An 18,362-nucleotide genomic window follows, 5' to 3' on the forward strand; every position below is an offset into this window, starting at 1 on the left:
GTGGTTGTGATTGATTGTGACTTCTATCGAATTGCTGTTCTGGTTTGTTGATGCGCCGTATCTATAACCTGCTGATTAATATTGTTATTATTGTTTTTTGATGTGTGTGTTTGTGATCTTTTGTTATTCACGAGTATAGTCGTAATTTCTTTGCTACCTTTCTTTCATTCGTTGAGTGAATCAGGACAAGGAAGATGGCTGGTTTATTTAGAGCACAGGCAATAGAAGCGCAAAAACATCGACTCACGGGAGTCGTGTCTTTGTCTCAGCCAATGTCGATTCACTATATAGCCTTAAGTCTTGTAGTCTTTACTATTGCGTTGATTGTTTTCCTTCTGACCTCTGAATATGCACGAAAAGAAACGGTTAAGGGGTATCTGAAGCCAGACAAAGGCATGATTCGTGTGTACTCCGACAGAAGAGGGGCCATTACCGAACTTCATGTTGAGGAGGGGCAAAAGATTGGTAAAGGCGACCCTCTGATTACCATCACTGACAGCCGTTCCCTTACCTCGGGCGGAGAACTTGAAGATACCCTGATAGAAGAGATCGACAAGCAGATCTCTATCCTTAACAGGGAGCTTGTTCATCGCAAAGATTTGGAACATAAACAGCAACATAAACTGGCTACAGACATCGATGCTCTAGAGCGCCATATCGATGATCTTGGATTGCAGCTCTCTCTCATTTCAGAGCGTTTGGAGATCAAAGAAGTTCTTCTAGATAAATCAAAGGAACTGCACCAGAACGGATTTATATCAACATCGGATTTCCACGCCCAAAAGGAGCAACTGCTGCTGGTGCAACACGCCAAGGAACAGGCTCAGATCGATAAGAACCAGAGTCAGTCCAGGTTGGAACAGCTGCAACAGGAATCTGGAATGTTGCCCCACCAACGTTCATTGCAAATCCTTGAGATCGAAAAGAAGTTAACCATTTTTCTTCGACAGCGAACTGAGGTGCAGAACCGGTTTCGCTACGTCATTCGTGCGACCTCAAACGGAACGGTAACCGCTATTCAAACAGCGATAGGGGAGTACATTTCATCTTCGGTACCGTTAATGAGTGTAATTCCCGAGGGAGCGGTTTTAGTTGCGGAGTTGCTATTACCGAGTCGCTCAGCAGGATTTGTAAGAAAGGGGGATACAACGCGTCTGCGATTCGACGCCTTTCCTTATCAGAGATTTGGGTCCATGGCCTCTCATGTTTATCAGGTCGATAAGGTTGTTCTTGAGCAAAATGACAGCCGATTGCCCATTCCAATGAATGAGCCTGTTTATCGAGTGCAGGCCAAGCTTCCGGTACAAAGTCTGAATGCTTACGGCGAGTCGTTTCAACTGAAAAGCGGCATGCAACTGGAGGCGGACATTATTCTGGAAAGCCGAAATTTGGTCCAATGGCTGCTGGATCCCATCTATAGCCTGAAAGGGAGGGTTGGGTAATGTCTGGCAAGAGCGATAACAACCAAACGGCTTCAATGCTGGATTTTTCCGGTATTAAGCGAGTGCCAGTGATTCTCCAGGCCGAGGTCGCTGAGTGTGGTTTGGCCTGTTTGGCTATGGTTGCCAGTTTTCATGGCAAAAGGCTGGATTTAGCTGCAGTAAGAAAGCGGTTTTCAACCGGCCTTAAAGGGATGAACTTGCAACAAATGATCGAAGTGGCAGATTCGTTAGGTCTGGCGAGTCGAGCACTTAAATGCCCTCTGGAGGAGGCTGGTCACCTATCTTTACCCTGTGTCATCCACTGGGATATGAATCATTTTGTGGTGCTTACCAAAGTCACTTCCAAGCACGTGATGGTCAATGATCCGGGAAAGGGACGGTGCCAGTATGGCCTGGATGAATTTGCGACTCACTTCACTGGCGTGGCACTGGAGCTGTCTCCGACTCAGAGTTTTATCCGTGAGGATGAGCGTCAAAGAATGCGGTTAGGGCAACTGTGGTCTAAATTGACCGGATTCAAATCTGCACTACTGGCACTTTTGGGTTTCTCTCTGTTGCTGCAGCTATTTTCTCTGGTGTCTCCCTATTACATGCAGTGGGTGGTCGACGAGGTATTGATCAGCCAAGATGTGGCACTACTTAAAGTGCTGGCCTTGGGATTTGCCCTGATAGTCTTGATAACTGTCGCAACCACCGTCGCTCGCTCCTGGTTAGTCTTAAGGCTGTCCGCCTTATTCAATATGCAATTGGGTGTGAATCTATTGCACCACCTATTGAGACTGCCGATGAGTTTCTTTGAGAAACGGCATATTGGTGATCTGGTTTCTCGATTTGGATCATTGGCCAATGTCAGAGAGCGGATAACCAGCGGTCTGGTGGAGACGACAGTCGATGGCTTGATGTCCATTGCGGTATTGATCATGATGTTTATCTACAGCATTAAGCTGACCGTGGTTGTCTTGATCGCCGTGGCATTGTATTACCTTCTTCGATTATCTCTGTATCGACCATTGCATAGAACCACCGAGGAGTCGATTCAAGCGAGTGCCAAAGAGCAAAGTAATTTTCTGGAAAATGTCAGGGGTATTCAGACAATTAAGCTTTTTACTCGGGAAGCTCAACGACAATCCCTTTGGCAAAACCAGTATGCGGATGTCATCAACGCCGACATTAGGTTGGGAAAATTAAAGATCGGATTTGAGTCATCGAGCAAGTTTCTGTTTGGAATTGAAAATATTGTCGTTGTTTACATTGCGGCCATGACCGTTATGGATGGAAAGATGACGGTTGGTATGGTGCTGGCTTTTATGGCCTATAAACAACAGTTAACAGAGCGAGCGACCAGTTTTCTTGAACAGTTGATCGAATTTCGCATATTGCGTCTACATTTGGACCGAATATCGGATATCGCCTTGCATGAACAAGAAAGCTGTCGAGACGGTGATCAACTGCTGGAAGCACCTCACGGGCGATTGACTGTTGAGGGAGTGAGCTTCTCCTATGGAGATGCTGTTCCTGTTCTGCAGGAGGTATCTCTGGTCATTGAACCTGGAGAGTGTATTGCCATCGTTGGCGCATCGGGTGAGGGCAAGTCAACGTTGATGAAGTTGATGCTTGGATTACTGTCTCCTGTGAGTGGCCGAATTTGCTTGGATGGGGTGGACATCAATACTCTCGGGCTGACTCGTTATCGTCGTCAGATTGCCGCTGTGATGCAGAATGACACCCTTTTTTCCGGAAGTGTCGCTGACAACATCACCTTCTTCGATCCCGAACCAAATCTGTTGAAGATGCAGAAATGTGCCCAATTGGCGGCAATAGACAGTGAAATTCGGGGCTTTCCAATGGGCTATGACAGCCTTGTAGGAGATATGGGTAACCAGTTTTCCGGCGGTCAAATGCAGAGGATATTGCTGGCCCGAGCGCTGTATCAGGAGCCGAGTGTGTTGTTCTTGGATGAGGCCACCAGTCATCTGGACTTGGACAATGAAACTCAGATTAGTCAACAGATTAGCAAGCTGCCGATTACCAGAATAATTGTTGCCCATCGTCCTGAAACGATTCGTCATGCCGATCGTGTCTTTGCTCTGGAGTCAGGCAGGGTGCGGGACATCAATGTTGAGGAGGCGATCAGCACTAATTCGTAGAAAGGAATTTGATGCCGGAATACACAAGGCATTGGATCAAGGGCGGAATGTGTAGCCCTTGTCATCATGCAAGTTGCTGATTTTGAGGCTATGCTTTAAATCCGCACTTGCATAAACAGGGAACGTTAAATAAGGATGTTGTTATGCAGGAATTGACAAATAGTGAATTGAATAATGTTGTTGGAGGTCACCCAATAATTGTTGTTGTTGGGTTTGTTGTACGTTCAACCATTTTCAGAAATGCAGTGAAAGGATCAATTACAGCCTTTTCGGCATATGCGGGCTATCGAGCTGTTGGAACACTTGAATTCTAAGGATAGAATATGACTTTATTAAATGGAAATGAAATGTTGGAAGTTCAGGGGGGGAACCCTGTTGCTATTGCTCTTCTGGTTGTAGCTGCTCGTTACTATGGAAGAAAGGCAATTGGTATGTCTGTCGGTGCATTCGTTTCAGGCGGCATTGGCCGTTGGTTGAATACTAACTAGGAAGCAGTCAAATGTGGCTTTTTGCCACATTTGACTTTTAAGGAACTGGATATGTTTTCTAGAGATTGCCCACATTGTAAATCCTCGATAGATTTTTCCTACATCAAGAAGTTCGTGGATGACGAGCGTATTCCTTGCCCTCATTGCCACCGGGTTCTTAGGGTTAGCCCTGTCGCGTCTCTGATCAACAGTGTTTTTATCGGTTTGGTAGTTGGTGGAGCGCTGGGGCTGTTCACTGACATCCGAGTGGACTTTATAGTTGTCATTGGCGGACTGGTGACGGTATTTTTCCAGAAATACTTGGATGTGTTTTTTTCATTGGTAGAAGATAAAAGCTGAGGGGAAAAGGATGAAACTTGGCCACTTGGAACGGTACTGCGGTAATTGTGGGCATCAATTTAGCAGGGAATTGCTGATGTCGTTGATTACAAAAAATAAGATTGACTGTGAACGATGCCGGTTTATTAATACCCCTGCAATCCTATCAGGAAACCTTGTTATATTATTTGCGTTTTTTCCTTTTGTGTTTGGGCTATATTATTTTCTTGGATCTTGGAATAGCTATGTCTTGGATGCCATATCCTTTGGGGTTGGTTTTGCTCTAATCAGGCTAAGTGCCCCCTTTTCCTCTCTGAAATCGTTCCCGCCGGAAGACTAGGGAAGATGACCTTTCCTAAAGGAAATGCCCCATCTTACGAAGCCTTATTCTATTTCGCCCTATGGCTATTGATGTTTGCGGTTTTAGTGACATTACTGAGCGCCCTGGCGCTGTCTGAGTCGCCGAAGCTCGATGCTTCCTTGCTGGCGGGCGCATGGTTGTGTTCGGCGGCCAATGCGCTGTGGTTGCTGCTTAACCTGGAGTGGCTGTTGGGAAAGCCAAAGTCATAACGGTAGCGGCATCGCCCCATCTGTTTTAGGAGTTAGCCCCAAGGCGGCGGAGTGTGTTTTAGCCGGCGGTTGTTCCCTGCCGAAGCGCAATGGCTATTGCCACTCACCTTGGGCCTGTTCATGGCGAATCACCTGATAGACGGCGATGTTGGCCATGGTCAGGTTGCGCACCAGTTCAGGAATGCACTGCATCGGCAGCTCACACTGGTAGCCGTGGGGCAGGGCGATGAGCTTGCGGCTGTGCTCGGGACCAAGAAAGTCGGTGAGAATGGTTTTGGCGGCGCCGTTGGATTCCGCTACTTCAAAGGTGACCCGGTAGAGATCGCTGGAGTAGTCTTTGGGAGTGCCCTGAATCTGGGTGTCGCTAGAACGCATGAGATCTTCCTGTGGTTGGCTGCTTTTGGCCAGCGTTGAGGCGCCATTATTGGCGTAACGGCCGCACAGTTCAATCTTGACATCTGGCCCGAGTTTGGGCGGGTGGCTTACACCACGCCGTTGCGTTTCAGGCCCCGATGAACGTTGCGGCACAGCTTGCCCAGACGTGAAACGTCGCCCAGCTTAGGCACCTCACCCTGTTCCAGCCGGGTCTCCCAGTCACACAGTTCGGTGTCCACCAACTCCAGCAGTTTTTTGGGGCAGCCAATGCACTTGCCGCCACACAACTCGGCTTCGGGCACGCCAAAAGGGAAGGCGTCCCGGGCCTGCTGAATCAGCTGTGTCATGGCGGTGTGGCAATCGGGTTTCATATCGTTGTTGGCGCTTAAACAAAGAGGCCCAGTCTGTCGCGACCGGGCCGGATGGGTCAAGGTTGGCGTTGCGGTCAGGCGAGCAGCGGCTTCAGGAAGCGGGCGGTGTGCGAGACCTTGTGCTTGGCCACCTGCTCGGGGGTGCCGGTAACCAGGATTTCACCGCCACCGGAGCCGCCCTCGGGGCCGAGGTCTACAATCCAGTCGGCGGTTTTGATCACATCCAGGTTGTGTTCAATTACCACCACGGTGTTGCCGTGATCGCGCAGTCGGTGCAGTACGTCCAGCAGCATCTGAATATCCTGGAAGTGCAGGCCGGTGGTGGGCTCGTCCAGAATGTACAGGGTCTTGCCGGTGTCACGCTTGGACAACTCCCGCGCCAGCTTCACCCGCTGGGCTTCACCGCCAGAGAGGGTGGTGGCCGATTGGCCCAGGCGAATGTAAGACAGGCCCACATCCATCAGGGTTTGCAGCTTGCGGGCAATGGCCGGGACCGGGTCGAAGAACTGACGCGCCTCTTCGACGGTCATCTCCAGCACTTCATGAATGCTCTTGCCTTTGTAGTGCACTTCCAGCGTCTCGCGGTTGTAGCGCTTGCCCTTACACTGGTCGCACGGCACGTACACGTCTGGCAGGAAGTGCATCTCTACCTTGATCACGCCATCGCCCTGACAGGCTTCGCAGCGCCCGCCACGGACGTTAAACGAGAAGCGACCGGGCTTGTAGCCTCGGGCGCGGGATTCGTGAGTACCCGCAAACAACTCCCGAATCGGAGTGAAGATGCCGGTGTAGGTGGCCGGGTTGGAGCGGGGGGTACGGCCAATGGGGCTCTGATCGATGTCCACCACCTTGTCGCAGTTATCCAGACCCTGGATGCTGGTGTAGGGGGCCGGTTCGTCGACGCTGGCGCCGTTGAGTTCGATGTGGGCCAGCTTGTAGAAGGTATCGTTGATCAGGGTTGACTTACCGGAGCCGGAGACGCCGGTAATGCAGGTCATCAGGCCGCAGGGAATGGTCAGGTCGACCCGCTTCAGGTTGTTGCCACTGGCCCCTTTGAGTTCAATGACGCTGTCTTTGTTGAATGCCACCCGTTGCTTAGGAATGGCGATCTGTTTCTTACCCGACAGGTATTGGCCGGTAAGTGAGTGCTCGCTATCACAAATGGCCTGGTAATCACCCTGAGCCACAACGGCACCGCCATGAACGCCGGCACCGGGGCCGATGTCGACAATGTGGTCGGCGGTGCGAATGGCGTCTTCGTCGTGCTCCACCACAATCACCGTGTTGCCCAGATCCCGCAGGTGGGTCAGGGTGCCGAGCAGACGCTCGTTGTCACGCTGATGCAGGCCGATGGAGGGCTCGTCCAGTACGTACATGACCCCCACCAGGCCGGCACCAATCTGGCTGGCCAGACGAATGCGCTGGGCTTCGCCGCCGGACAGGGTTTCTGCCGAGCGTGACAGCGTCAGGTAGTTGAGGCCTACGTTCACCAGGAAGCCGAGGCGGTCGCAAATCTCTTTCAGTACCTTCTCGGCAATCTGGGCGCGTTGCCCTTCGAGCTCAATGCTCTGGAACCACTCCAACGCCTGGCCGATGGACCATTCCGCCAGGATCGGCAGGTTGACCTCATTCACGAACACGTTGCGGGCTTCTTCCCGCAGCCGCGAACCACCGCAGCTGCGGCAACTGGAGGTGCTGATGTACTTGGTCAGCTCCTCTCGCACCGAGTTAGACTCGGTGTCTTTGTAGCGGCGCTGCATGTTGTTGAGAATGCCTTCGAACGGGTGGTTGCGAGTCACCACATCGCCCCGGTCGTTGACGTATTTAAAGGCGATGCTCTGGCGGCCAGAGCCGTTCAGCACTACGTCACGGGCTTTCTTGGGCAGGTCTTCAAAGGGTTCATCCAGGTCAAACTTGTAGTGGTCGGCCAGGGATTTGAGCATCTGGTAGTAGTAGAAGTTGCGCTTGTCCCAGCCGCGAATGGCGCCGCCAGCCAGCGACAGTTCCGGGTTAGTGATCACTCGCTGCGGGTCGAAAAATTGCTGCACACCCAGGCCATCACAGGTGCCGCAGGCTCCGGCCGGGTTGTTAAAGGAGAAGATCCTCGGCTCCAGTTCACTCATGGCGTAGCCACAGAGTGGGCAGGCGAAGTTGGCCGAGAAGATCAGCGGTTCGGCATTGGCGTCGTCCATGCTGGCAACATGAACCACCCCCCCGGACAGCTCCAACGCGGTTTCAAAGGATTCCGCCAGTCGTTGGGCCAAATCGTCGCGAACCTTGAAGCGGTCTACCACCACTTCGATGTTGTGTTTTACGTGCAGGTCCAGCGGCGGTGGATCCGACAGGTCGCAGACCTCGCCGTCGATGCGGGCGCGAATGTAGCCCTGAGCCGCCAGCCCCTCCAGCAGCTTGGTGTGTTCGCCTTTACGGCCCTGAACCACCGGCGCCAGCAGCATCTGCTTGCTGCCTGCGGGCAGGGTCAGCACTTTGTCCACCATCTGGCTGACGGTCTGGGCGGCCAGCGGCTGGCCGTGGGTGGGGCAGCGGGGCTCGCCGACCCGGGCAAACAGCAGTCGCAGGTAGTCGTACACCTCGGTAATGGTGCCCACGGTGGAGCGAGGGTTGTGGGAGGTGGACTTTTGCTCGATGGAGATCGCTGGTGACAAGCCTTCGATGTGGTCGACGTCGGGCTTTTCCATCAGCGACAGAAACTGGCGGGCGTAGGCCGACAGGGATTCCACGTAGCGGCGTTGGCCTTCCGCATACAGGGTATCGAACGCCAGCGACGACTTGCCTGAGCCCGACAGCCCGGTGATCACAATCAGCTTGTCGCGGGGAAGGGTCAGGGAGATGTTTTTCAGGTTATGGGTGCGGGCGCCGCGGACGTCAATCTGATCCATGATACTGCCAGAGTTAAAAACAATTTGATCAGTATCGCATAATCTTTATTGCTAAGGCACTTCCACAAAATCGATGGTCTTAATCTGCATTGTAAAGTCCAGTTTAAGGGCGGCCACGGCGAACACCGGCACAGATTGACACTGTGCAGCGTGTTCAGCTCTGGTAAACTGTCGCCCCCGAAGCGCTCCAGTTAGAGGATGCATGCAGTGAGTAATGGGTTGAACCCTACCGAACGCCGAGCGGCGTTTACCCTGGCCAGTGTTTATGGCCTGCGGATGTTTGGGTTATTTTTGATCATGCCGGTGTTGGCGATTTATGGCCAGCACCTGGACGGCTTCTCCCCCATGTGGGTGGGTTTGGCCATTGGTGGCTACGGCCTGACGCAGGCGTTGCTGCAGATTCCGGCGGGCATGCTGTCGGACAAATACGGTCGTAAACCGGTGATCACCGTCGGCCTGATCCTGTTTATTATTGGTAGCCTGGTGGCGGCCACCGCCGACAGCATTCAGATGGTGACGGTGGGCCGTGCCTTGCAAGGCATGGGGGCAGTGGCCTCGGCGGTGCTGGCCCTGGCGTCGGATCTGACCCGGGAAGAGCAGCGTCCCAAGGTGATGGCGGTGATCGGTTCCTTCATCGGCCTGTCGTTTGCCATTAGCCTGGTGGCCGGCCCGACGCTGGCCTCTTCAATGGGGTTGAGCGGCCTGTTTTATTTGACCGCGGTGCTGGCTTCGGCGGCGCTGCTGGTGGTGCACGGTCTGGTGCCCAACGCGGTACGCCAGGCGCCCACCGGCGATGTGGTGGCCGTTCCGGCCCGGTTCCTGAAGATGCTTAAGAACCCGCAGCTGCTGCGCCTGGACATCAGCATCTTTGCCTTGCACTTCATTATGTGTGCGCTGTTTGTGGCGCTGCCGATTGCCGTGGTCGATAGTGGCCTGGTGGCCACTTCGCACTGGAAGCTGTACTTGCCGGCATTGCTGCTGAGCTTCGTGCTGATGGCGCCGATGATCATCTTTTCGGTCCGTAAGCAGGACAGCCGTCGCCCGTTCCTGATGGCGATGCTGCTGCTGATGGGGTCGATGCTGATGATGGCTTTCGCTCACCACAGCCTGTGGGTGCTGGGGGCGGCGACGCTGGTGTTCTTTACCGGTTTCAACTACCTGGAAGCATCACTGCCGACGCTGATCTCCCGCCTGAGTCCGGCTGGAGATAAAGGCTCGGCCATGGGCATCTACTCCACCAGCCAGTTTATGGGGGCGTTTTTCGGTGGCTCCATCGGTGGCGGCATGTACACCATGTTCGGTGCTGAAGGGGTGTTCCTGGTGTGTGCCGGCCTGACTCTGTTGTGGTTTATTCCGATGCTGGGCCTGAAAAACCCTCGCTCGGTCAAGAGCATTACCATGGACGCGCACATCAATAACGACGCCCATGCCAAGGCCCTGGCCAGCCAGTTGCTGGCTCAACCCGGCGTGGCGGAAGTGACCTTGATTCTGGAACAGCAGGCGGCCTACCTGAAGGTAGAGGAACCGTTTGATATTGAACAAGCCAGACAGTTACTGGCGAACTGATAGCGAAGGCTGAGGGGAAAACGATGGCCAAGGGAGTGGTGTTTTGGTTGTTGTTGCTGTTAACCGCATCGGTGCACGCCAGAGAGGTGGAGCACCTGAGTATCAACCGGGTACTGTCCCGGCCGGGCGAGCCCCTCGAGTTGACCATCAATGTGGTTGGCGACGCCTTTGTGGTGGAGCAGCTGCGCTTCTTTCTGGTTCAGGATGGCCGTCGCACCCTGTTGCATCGTTCATCGGTCAACAACTATAAGCTGCACCTCAAGGGGCGCGAGCCGGTAAACGGCAACCGCGCCGAGGTGGTAGTGTCCAGCCTGTTTCATGACTCGGCCGACAAGCTGATTCACTTTACCGTCAAGCTGGATGGCGATAAGGCCCGTTCACCGGAAGTGGTGGCGACAGTACAACGGGTGGCACCTGCCGTCGATTCTCATTCCCGCTCGGTTCCCCCCAGGGCTTGCCCGCTGAATGGTCGCAGCTTCTGGTCCATGAGCCGGGATCTGGCCCCGCAACTGGGCTTGGGGCATTACGGCGCCATGATGGCGCTGGTGCAGGCCAATCCCGACTGCTTTAGCAACGGCGATCCGCAGAAACTGCACTGCGAGGCGCTGGCTTGCCCACCGGCCTTGGTGCTGAACCAGTGGCAGAACGAAGCCCGGGCCAAGCAGGCGTTTTATCGCGCCCCACAAGCCAAATCGCAGCCCCCCATCGTGATGGACAAGCGCTCGCTGTGGTCGGTGGCCAGGGTCTCTGCCGGCAAGATGGGGCTGGGTCAGTACGGAGCCTTGATGGCGCTGGTGCAGGCCAACCCCGGCTGTTTTCGAGGCGGTAATCCAAATTCCCTGACTTGTGAGCAGCTTAGTTGGCCAGAGGCCAAGATAATCGGCCATTGGAACTCAGAGGCCAGTGCCAAAAAGCGCTTTGAAAGCTTGAGCAAAGCCAGCGGCAGGTGATGATCCTGTCACGGTGCTGTGGTACCCTTGCTCGATTAGAGAAAATTCAGAATTGGAGACAACGATGGCCAGCCGTGGCGTCAATAAAGTGATTCTCGTTGGTAACCTGGGACAAGATCCTGAGGTTCGTTATATGCCGAACGGTAACGCCGTGGCAAACATCACCGTAGCAACCAGTGAAACCTGGAAAGACCAGCAGGGTCAGCAGCAGGAGCGTACTGAGTGGCACCGTGTGGTGATGTTCCGTCGTTTGGCTGAAATCGCCGGTGAATACCTGCGTAAAGGCTCCAAAGTGTACCTGGAAGGCAAACTGCAAACCCGCAAGTGGCAGGACAACAACGGCCAGGATCGTTACACCACCGAAGTGGTGGCGGATGAGATGCAGATGCTCGATTCCCGTGGCGGCCAGCAAGGCGGCGGTTTCCAGGGTGGCCAGCAAGGTGGTGGCTTCCAGAGTGGCCAGCAAGGTGGTGGTTTCCAGGGTGGCCAGCAAGGCGGCCAGGGCAACTACGGCGGCGGTCAGCAGTCTGCGCCTCAGCAGAACTATGCACCGCGTCAGCAAGCTGCTCCTGCACAGCAACAGCAGAAGCCTGCCGCACCTCAGCAGCCTGCTCAGCAAAAGCCGGCCGCACCGCAGCAGACTGCCCAGCAGAACTACACTCCGGATCTGGACGATGGCTGGGACGACGATATCCCGTTCTAGGATTCCGATGTCGTTCGGTAAAGATTGAAAAAGGCCCTGACTCGTCAGGGCCTTTTTGTTGTCGGTTCGGCGGTGGTGCCACTTTTCATTGTTGAAGTGAATGCCGCACCCCAGAGGGCGGGGATAGTGGCCGTCGATAATGGCGTAAACCGTTTGCAAATGCCCGCCGGAAAAGGCTTTTCGATATTGCCTGAGCAATTTACTCGGTGTGCATATTGGAGTACCGTGAAGACTATGGTGTGTCACGCTATGGGTTTCATTGGTAAGTTCATTGGCAGCGAAGGGGAGTGCCTTCGTTTTAGTGCTCACTGAGAGAACAATAATGCACTGAATTTTCCTGCAGGCGTGCCGCCTTTGGGGATGGATGATTAAGACAAGCTCGGCATGGACAAGATCGGGCAGACAGGGGCGTCGATGAAGAAAACCCAGGAACAGACTCAGCGCTTAATTGCGTTTTGGGTCGCCTCTTTGAGTATCGTGGTGTTTGCGCTGTTGGTCAGCGCCTGGACTGCGGCGTACTCCCATTCCAGCCGCAACCAACAACAGAATGTGGAGCATCTGGCCGCCACGCTGGAGCGACAATTTTTCCGCAATGCGGACCTGTCTGCCCTGGACCGCTGGCTGCCGGATCTCCTGCTTAGCTACGAATTCTCCCGTTTCGGTTTGGAGCGGGATGGCCATGACCTGTATCGCTGGCAGGCGCCTTATCCACTGCACCGACGCCAGAATCATTTCGACATTCGCCTTTCCAATGAAGTGCATATGCAGGTAGTGATGCCGGCGCCCCAGATCCTGACTGGTTTCTCCGGCAGAGAGTGGGCGGTGATTTTTGCCGGCCTGCTGGCTTCGGTGGCGATGGTGGTCATCGGTTACTTCTGGTTGTCTCGGGAGATGAACGGAGTCGAGATGCTGGCCAGGCGTTGTCGAAAAATACTGGCCGGTGACATGTCGGCGGCTGCCCACGCCGCTTCTGGCGAACGCCCCATCAGTGCGGCCCGGGCCATCAGCCGACTGCACCGCAGCTGGAATCATGAGCGTCAGGCCAAGAAAAACCTGGATCATTACATTCGCGCCAATACCTTCCTCGATGCCAACCTGGGGATCGGTAACCGCTCCTTCTTTGAGCATCGACTGCAGGCGTTTGCCGAGCAAGGCGAGATTAAACAGCAGGGTATGGTCAGCCTGGTGCAGTTTACGGCCCTGGAAGGGGTGTCGGCATCGGAGCGTAAGGCGGTCATGAGCCAGTTCATCGATCTGACCCGGCCGCTGATCGCCGATCATTTCGATGCGGTATTTGCCAGCCGCAGCTCGTTTGAGCTGGGGCTGTTGATTCCGCAGTTGCCGTTGAAAGAGTGCGAAGGGCTGTTGGCCAAATTGGTGAAGGTGGGCGACATGTTGGCGCTGCCCAAGTCGGTGGACGCCGAAGAGCTGATGCACATCGGTGTGGCTTACTACAACCGCGGTGACACCCCGGATCAGGTCATGGGCGAAGCGGAGATGGCCCTGAGAGCGGCCCAGCTTCAGGGCGACAGCGGTTGGTTTATGTACGACAAGGGGGCGGTCGATCGGGAGTTGGCCCAGGGGTCGGTGCGCTGGCGTTCGATGATCGAAAATGCCCTGTCCCGGGACGGGCTGGTGATCTACATGGCACCGGTGAAGGATCATAAAGGGGGCCTGAACCACCTCGAGGTGTTCAGTCGCATGCGCAACAACCAAGGCGAGTTGATGCGAGCCACCCTGTATCGGCCCATGGCCTGGCGCTGTGGGTTGATACCGCAAATCGAGCTGAGACTGGTGGAGATCGCCCTGCGTCAGCTGCGCGACCACGACTGGCCGGCGGCAGTATCGGTGAATGTGTCGGCGGAATCCTTGCTGCATGAACGCTTCATTAAACGGCTGAAGATGATCCTCGCCAGCTACAGCACTCGCCGGCAGCAACTGATCGTGGAGATCAATGAGCGCGAGCTGGTCAGCCAGGCCGATAAGCTGGAGAAGCCGCTGCGGCAGTTGCAGGCGGCCGACTGTCTGCTGGCGGTGGACGGCGTTGGACAGTCAGTCGAAGAATTGGACTACATCGACCGATTTGCTGTGAACTACCTTAAATTGCACACTAGTCTGTCGCAAAAAATCCATCTTAGGCCAGAAAATCAGCTATATATTGGTAGTCTGGTTAAGAGTTTGGCCCACTCAAAAGTCAAAGTCATGGCCGAGGGAGTGGAGCAGGAGGAGGAGCGGCAGCGACTGGCGTTGTTGGACGTGGTGGCCTATCAGGGCGCCCTTGCCGGCAAGGCGACGCCACAGCTCCAGCAGATAAAGTCGCAATTCAAGGATTTTTGACACTGTCAGACTATTGACGGCTATGGATGGTTACCAGTAGGGAATGTGGTAATATAGCAAAACGCGTGTTTAACCAACTGACAGCGCTTAAATAACTAATTAGCTTTAATGTAAAGGGCGGAACTATGGGAATCTTTTCTCGCCGGTCAGCAGAACCGCTGCTGATGGGTGGTTATTTGGTGGGCAACTTATGCCACCTCGCTGTCGAGAATTTCCGTCTGCCACCGCTGTCTGTGGACACTCCGGAGTCCTGGAAAGCGACCTTTAACAGTTTGCCGAACGCCCCCAAAGTGATTCGCTTACTGCTCAGTTCCGATCTCTATGAGGTGATCACCGTCGACCGCCCCAACGTCGATGCGACAGAGATGCGGGCGGCATTGACCTGGTCGGTGAAAGACCTCAGCGGCATTCCCCTCGAGCACCAGCATCTGGATTTTTTCGAGCTTAAGGTGCAGCCGGCGGGCCCGAAAAAGCTGCAGGTGGTGGTAGCGGATAAGCGTAAGCTGACCCCTCTGGTGACGGCCCTGCAGAAGCAAAAGGTGCGCATCGAACTGATCACCATCGAGGAGATCGCCCTGACGAACCTGATGCCAAAAGATGAGCGACCCCATCTGATGCTGTGTCAGCAGCAGGACAACCAGTTGCACCTGGTGGTGTCGGTGGCCGGCGAGTTTGTCCTGAAGCGGCCAATCAGTGGGGTTCAGTTTGTTGAAGAGCAGGACGACGCCGGCCGTCAGGCTCAGTTCGATTTTCTGACCCTGGAGTTGCAGCGGTCGCTGGATTACCTGGATCGGCAACTGCGTTTGCCAGCGCCTTCTAGCATGAATCTGCTGTTACCGGTGGAGCTGCAGCAGTGGCTGGAGCCCAGGATACAGACCTTCTTTGAGATTCCCGTGGTGCAGGTCGCCAGTGTTGATTGCGATGTGGTGCAGTGCATCGCCAAGGCGGCATTGGCAGAACGCCCCGAGGTGATGGATGAAGCATAGAGTTAACTTATTCAGTTCCGATCTGCTGCCTAAGCAGATTCGGCTCAATTTCAATCGGACCGTTGCCGCCATGGCGGCGGTGCTGGTGCTGATGGTGGCGGCGTACGGCTGGTTGAGTTACCTGCATCAGCAGAGTGAGGCCGAGCTGGCCAGCCTGCAACAGCAGCAAACCGATCAACAGCAACAGATTCAGCAGCTCACCGAGCAGATGACCGCTCGTCAGCCGGATCAGCACCTGTTGCAGCAAGTGGAGATTCTGCAGCGTCAGCTGGATGCCATGGAATCCCTGGGGCTGGAGCTGGATCGTCGCAGCGTCATGGCCAATCCCGGTTTTTCCAACTTGATGAAAGAGTTGGCACAAAGCAGTGATCAGCAGGTGTGGTTGCAGCGCTTCGGAGTGTCCGACAACGGCATTGTGTTGCAAGGGCTGGCGCAGTCGCCGGCCGCCGTGCCCCAGTGGCTGGCCAAGTTGGGCCTGAAACACTCATTGCGGGGCCGCTCCCTGAGCCAGTTCACCCTCAATGGCGGCACCGATGGCCCGGTTACCTTTGTGGTGGGGCATGGCCTCGAAGAGGAGGAGGGCGAATGAATCGGATTGAGAAACTGAGAAGCCAGTTTGATGCCCTCAGCGTTCGAGAGCGCGGCCTGATCTTTGGCGGCGGCCTGGTGGTGCTGACGATGTTGCTGTTTACCCTGCTGGTGGAACCGATGTGGCTGAAGCTGCAGCAGAACCAAAGCAGCATCGGCAGCATCGAAGCGCAGCTGCCTGCCTATCAGGCTCAGGTTATGGAATTGAACGACCAGTTGGCGTCCGACCTGGATGAGGCCAATCGACTGAAGATGGACGAGCTGTCGGAGCAGATTGCCCAGGAGCAGTCGAAGCTGGGGGAGCGGGTCATTGGTTTGATTCTGCCCGAGCAGATGCCGACGGTACTGGCGCAGATGCTCACCAGTGCGGCCCAGGTTGAGCTGGTATCGCTGGTGTCCAATCCGGCGGAGCCGCTGTCACCGGCCAGCTCCCTGTATCAGCATGGCCTGACGCTGACCCTGAAAGGGGAGTATTTTGGTCTGATGAAAGTGCTGGCCAAGATGGAAGCCCTGCCGCAACAGTTTTACTGGCAGAAAGTGGATTATCAGGTGGAAGAGTATCCGATGGCGATCATGACCCTGGATATTTATACCTTAGGAACAGAGAAGGAGTTGATTCGTGTTGGTACGCGTCTTCGTAGTGATACTGAGCTGTTTTCTGTTAACTGAGGTTCAGGCACAGCCATTAAGAGATCCGACCCAGCCTCCGGCTTGGGCAGCACCGTCACAAGCGGCCGCACCGGTGTCCAACTCGGGGCAGCTGCAATCCATCGTGGTGTCCGACACGAAGCGGATGGCCATTATTGGTGGCAAAAGCTATGGCCGTGGCAGCCAGGTGCTGGGATCCAGAATTACAAGAATCGAGCGGGATGCTGTCTGGCTGGCCGATGGCCGCAAGCTGGTACTGTTTCCCAAGTTAGGTGTTCAATTATGAAGAAAATCAGGGAATCGATGACGGTTATCAAAGCACTTCCCCTACTGGCGTTGGTGTTGCTGGCGGGGTGTCAATCACTGCCGGAAGATCGACAGGATCCTGCAGGTAGCAAGCAGGCCTTGAATCAAGCCATCGAGGAGCAAGCGGGAAAGGCGTCTGCGGTGCAACCGCCGATGGCGCTGCCGAACGAGATTGCCCGGGAACTGACGGCCTCGACGCCGGTGATCCCCAAGCCGGCAGTACCGCTCATCGATGTGGCCGCCAAGGATGTGGATGCCCGGGTGTTCTTCTCCAGCCTGGTGGAGGGCAGCCCCTACAGCGTCGCCCTACACCCTGGCGTACAGGGCAGCATCTCGCTGAACCTGAAGCAGGTGTCGGTGGATGAGGTACTCAAGACCATCGAAGATATTTATGGCTACGACGTGCGTCGCACCGGCCGTGTGCTGCAGGTGTACCCAACCGGCATGCGTACCGAAACCTTCTCGGTCAACTACCTGTACATGCAGCGTAACGGTTTGTCGGTGACCAGCGTCAACTCCGGTGGTCTCACTGACGACAATTCCAACAATAATAACGACAACAATAACAACAGCGGCAGCAACAATAACAACCGCTCCAACAACTCCAATAACAACAATTCGGACAGCAATTCCGGCGGCACCAATGTCAATGGCACTCGAATTGAAACCCTCAACAAGACCGATTTCTGGACCGAGCTGAAAGAGACCCTGACCACCCTGGTGGGCACCGGCAAAGGCCGTTCCGTGGTGTTGCTGCCCCAGGCCGGGTTGGTGACCATTCGTGCCTTCCCGGATGAAATTCGTCAGGTTCGCGAGTTCCTGACCACCGCCGAAGGTCACATGCAGCGGCAGGTGATTCTGGAAGCGCGGATTCTGGAAGTGCGCCTGAACGACGGCTACCAGCAGGGCATTCAATGGAGCCTGCTGGACGATGGCACCGGTGCCGACAACGTCTGGTCCGGTGGCACCAGTGCTGGCACCTTCGGCAACGCGGTCACCGACGTGCTGGGTAACGTCACCGGCCTTAAGTTCAGCAACAGTGACTTCAGTGCGGTGATCAACCTGCTGGACACTCAGGGCGACGTGGACACCCTCTCCAGCCCACGGGTAACCGCCACCAACAACCAGAAGGCGGTCATCAAGGTTGGCTCCGACGAGTACTTCGTTACCGAGGTGTCCTCCACCACCGTGGCTTCCACCACGCCGGTGACCAGCCCGGAAGTGGAACTGACGCCGTTCTTCTCTGGCATTGCCCTGGACGTGACCCCGCAGATCTCCGCCGATGGCGAGGTGCTGCTGCACGTCCACCCATCGGTAACCGACATCTCCGAGCAGGTGAAAACCATTAAGGTGCTGGATGATGTGCTGGAGTTGCCGCTGGCGCAAAGCGACATTCGTGAGTCCGACACCCTGGTGCGCGCCAAGAGTGGCGACGTGGTGGTGATCGGTGGCCTGATGAAGACCTTGATGGAGGACGTGGAGTCCAAGGTACCGTTCCTGGGAGACATTCCGGCGGTAGGGGAGTTGTTCACCAACAAATCTCAGCGGGAGCAGAAAACCGAGCTGATCATCCTGATTAAGCCGACGGTGATTGAGAAGGGCACCTGGGAGCAGCAATTGAAGCAGTCCCAGTCACTGATCAACACCTGGTACCCGAACGAGTAACT

General features: G+C 55.2%; 18 protein-coding genes. 15 read left to right on the plus strand and 3 right to left on the minus strand.

Features of this window, described 5'->3' with window-relative positions; all coding sequences use genetic code 11:
* Positions 1-194: 194 nt before the first annotated feature.
* From H598_RS0101540 to H598_RS0101555, 6 genes are all read left to right on the plus strand, one after another.
* Positions 195-1,442, plus strand: coding sequence for an HlyD family secretion protein (locus tag H598_RS0101540; RefSeq protein ID WP_028111427.1), 1,248 nt, complete (start codon positions 195-197; stop codon positions 1,440-1,442).
* On the plus strand, positions 1,442-3,589 hold the full coding sequence (locus H598_RS0101545) for a peptidase domain-containing ABC transporter (RefSeq protein ID WP_028111428.1): 2,148 nt from the start codon (positions 1,442-1,444) through the stop codon (positions 3,587-3,589). The genes H598_RS0101540 and H598_RS0101545 overlap by 1 nt, the downstream gene beginning before the upstream one ends.
* A 143-nt stretch (positions 3,590-3,732) precedes the next feature.
* Complete coding sequence (locus H598_RS26280; protein WP_156896891.1) at positions 3,733-3,903, plus strand: bacteriocin; 171 nt, start codon at positions 3,733-3,735, stop codon at positions 3,901-3,903.
* Between the two features lie 9 nt (positions 3,904-3,912).
* The gene (locus H598_RS26285; protein ID WP_156896892.1) at positions 3,913-4,077 is read left to right on the plus strand and encodes a hypothetical protein; all 165 of its coding nucleotides are present in this window, start codon (positions 3,913-3,915) and stop codon (positions 4,075-4,077) included.
* Positions 4,078-4,128: 51 nt separating this feature from the next.
* Positions 4,129-4,416: a hypothetical protein gene (locus H598_RS0101550; RefSeq protein ID WP_028111429.1), complete on the plus strand. Its 288-nt coding sequence runs from the start codon at positions 4,129-4,131 to the stop codon at positions 4,414-4,416.
* 324 nt (positions 4,417-4,740) lie between these two features.
* Complete coding sequence (locus H598_RS0101555; RefSeq protein ID WP_028111430.1) at positions 4,741-4,965, plus strand: hypothetical protein; 225 nt, start codon at positions 4,741-4,743, stop codon at positions 4,963-4,965.
* 93 nt (positions 4,966-5,058) lie between these two features.
* On the opposite strand, the gene H598_RS0101560 is transcribed toward H598_RS0101555, so the two are convergent.
* The 3 genes from H598_RS0101560 to uvrA form a co-directional block, all read right to left on the minus strand.
* On the minus strand, positions 5,059-5,340 hold the full coding sequence (locus tag H598_RS0101560; RefSeq protein ID WP_035414921.1) for a hypothetical protein: 282 nt from the start codon (positions 5,338-5,340) through the stop codon (positions 5,059-5,061).
* A gap of 107 nt (positions 5,341-5,447) precedes the next feature.
* Positions 5,448-5,711: a hypothetical protein gene (locus H598_RS0101565; RefSeq protein WP_028111432.1), complete on the minus strand. Its 264-nt coding sequence runs from the start codon at positions 5,709-5,711 to the stop codon at positions 5,448-5,450.
* A 74-nt stretch (positions 5,712-5,785) separates the two neighbouring features.
* Positions 5,786-8,611, minus strand: a complete 2,826-nt coding sequence (gene uvrA / locus H598_RS0101570) for an excinuclease ABC subunit UvrA (RefSeq protein ID WP_028111433.1) — start codon at positions 8,609-8,611, stop codon at positions 5,786-5,788.
* A gap of 198 nt (positions 8,612-8,809) precedes the next feature.
* On the opposite strand from uvrA, the gene H598_RS0101580 reads away from it, so the two are divergent.
* The 9 genes from H598_RS0101580 (at position 8,810) to mshL (ending at position 18,360) form a co-directional block, all read left to right on the plus strand.
* The gene (locus H598_RS0101580; RefSeq protein ID WP_035414924.1) at positions 8,810-10,177 is read left to right on the plus strand and encodes an MFS transporter; all 1,368 of its coding nucleotides are present in this window, start codon (positions 8,810-8,812) and stop codon (positions 10,175-10,177) included.
* Between the two features lie 23 nt (positions 10,178-10,200).
* Positions 10,201-11,127 carry a LysM peptidoglycan-binding domain-containing protein gene (locus H598_RS0101585; RefSeq protein WP_028111435.1) on the plus strand — a complete coding sequence of 309 codons (927 nt, stop codon included), beginning with the start codon at positions 10,201-10,203 and terminating at the stop codon, positions 11,125-11,127.
* Between the two features lie 64 nt (positions 11,128-11,191).
* Complete coding sequence (ssb, locus tag H598_RS0101590; RefSeq protein ID WP_028111436.1) at positions 11,192-11,830, plus strand: single-stranded DNA-binding protein; 639 nt, start codon at positions 11,192-11,194, stop codon at positions 11,828-11,830.
* A 414-nt stretch (positions 11,831-12,244) separates the two neighbouring features.
* The gene (locus H598_RS0101600; RefSeq protein WP_169629185.1) at positions 12,245-14,167 is read left to right on the plus strand and encodes an EAL domain-containing protein; all 1,923 of its coding nucleotides are present in this window, start codon (positions 12,245-12,247) and stop codon (positions 14,165-14,167) included.
* 125 nt (positions 14,168-14,292) lie between these two features.
* Positions 14,293-15,153, plus strand: coding sequence for a type IV pilus biogenesis protein PilM (locus H598_RS0101605; protein WP_028111439.1), 861 nt, complete (start codon positions 14,293-14,295; stop codon positions 15,151-15,153).
* Complete coding sequence (locus tag H598_RS0101610; protein WP_028111440.1) at positions 15,143-15,742, plus strand: PilN domain-containing protein; 600 nt, start codon at positions 15,143-15,145, stop codon at positions 15,740-15,742. The genes H598_RS0101605 and H598_RS0101610 overlap by 11 nt, the downstream gene beginning before the upstream one ends.
* Complete coding sequence (gene gspM / locus H598_RS0101615; RefSeq protein WP_028111441.1) at positions 15,739-16,410, plus strand: type II secretion system protein GspM; 672 nt, start codon at positions 15,739-15,741, stop codon at positions 16,408-16,410. Before H598_RS0101610 ends, gspM begins: the two co-directional genes overlap by 4 nt.
* Complete coding sequence (locus tag H598_RS26290; protein WP_156896893.1) at positions 16,361-16,675, plus strand: MSHA biogenesis protein MshK; 315 nt, start codon at positions 16,361-16,363, stop codon at positions 16,673-16,675. Before gspM ends, H598_RS26290 begins: the two co-directional genes overlap by 50 nt.
* Before the next feature lie 17 nt (positions 16,676-16,692).
* Entirely contained in the window at positions 16,693-18,360 is a 1,668-nt protein-coding gene (gene mshL, locus H598_RS0101625; protein WP_028111443.1) for a pilus (MSHA type) biogenesis protein MshL, read from the plus strand.
* The last annotated feature ends 2 nt before the right edge of the window (positions 18,361-18,362 follow it).

It is taken from the genome of Ferrimonas kyonanensis DSM 18153 (assembly GCF_000425405.1).
Lineage (GTDB): Bacteria > Pseudomonadota > Gammaproteobacteria > Enterobacterales > Shewanellaceae > Ferrimonas > Ferrimonas kyonanensis.

Coding starts and splice junctions, on each gene's coding strand:
- H598_RS0101585 (WP_028111435.1), top strand. CDS start 10,201: ATGGCCAAGGGAGTGGTGTTTTGGTTGTTGTTGCTGTTAACCGCATCG.
- mshL (WP_028111443.1), top strand. CDS start 16,693: ATGACGGTTATCAAAGCACTTCCCCTACTGGCGTTGGTGTTGCTGGCG.
- H598_RS0101600 (WP_169629185.1), top strand. CDS start 12,245: ATGAAGAAAACCCAGGAACAGACTCAGCGCTTAATTGCGTTTTGGGTC.
- ssb (WP_028111436.1), top strand. CDS start 11,192: ATGGCCAGCCGTGGCGTCAATAAAGTGATTCTCGTTGGTAACCTGGGA.
- H598_RS26280 (WP_156896891.1), top strand. CDS start 3,733: ATGCAGGAATTGACAAATAGTGAATTGAATAATGTTGTTGGAGGTCAC.
- H598_RS0101605 (WP_028111439.1), top strand. CDS start 14,293: ATGGGAATCTTTTCTCGCCGGTCAGCAGAACCGCTGCTGATGGGTGGT.
- H598_RS0101555 (WP_028111430.1), top strand. CDS start 4,741: ATGACCTTTCCTAAAGGAAATGCCCCATCTTACGAAGCCTTATTCTAT.
- H598_RS0101550 (WP_028111429.1), top strand. CDS start 4,129: ATGTTTTCTAGAGATTGCCCACATTGTAAATCCTCGATAGATTTTTCC.
- H598_RS0101565 (WP_028111432.1), bottom strand. CDS start 5,711: ATGAAACCCGATTGCCACACCGCCATGACACAGCTGATTCAGCAGGCC.
- H598_RS0101580 (WP_035414924.1), top strand. CDS start 8,810: ATGCATGCAGTGAGTAATGGGTTGAACCCTACCGAACGCCGAGCGGCG.
- H598_RS0101610 (WP_028111440.1), top strand. CDS start 15,143: ATGAAGCATAGAGTTAACTTATTCAGTTCCGATCTGCTGCCTAAGCAG.
- H598_RS26285 (WP_156896892.1), top strand. CDS start 3,913: ATGACTTTATTAAATGGAAATGAAATGTTGGAAGTTCAGGGGGGGAAC.
- H598_RS0101560 (WP_035414921.1), bottom strand. CDS start 5,340: ATGCGTTCTAGCGACACCCAGATTCAGGGCACTCCCAAAGACTACTCC.
- H598_RS0101540 (WP_028111427.1), top strand. CDS start 195: ATGGCTGGTTTATTTAGAGCACAGGCAATAGAAGCGCAAAAACATCGA.
- gspM (WP_028111441.1), top strand. CDS start 15,739: ATGAATCGGATTGAGAAACTGAGAAGCCAGTTTGATGCCCTCAGCGTT.
- uvrA (WP_028111433.1), bottom strand. CDS start 8,611: ATGGATCAGATTGACGTCCGCGGCGCCCGCACCCATAACCTGAAAAAC.
- H598_RS0101545 (WP_028111428.1), top strand. CDS start 1,442: ATGTCTGGCAAGAGCGATAACAACCAAACGGCTTCAATGCTGGATTTT.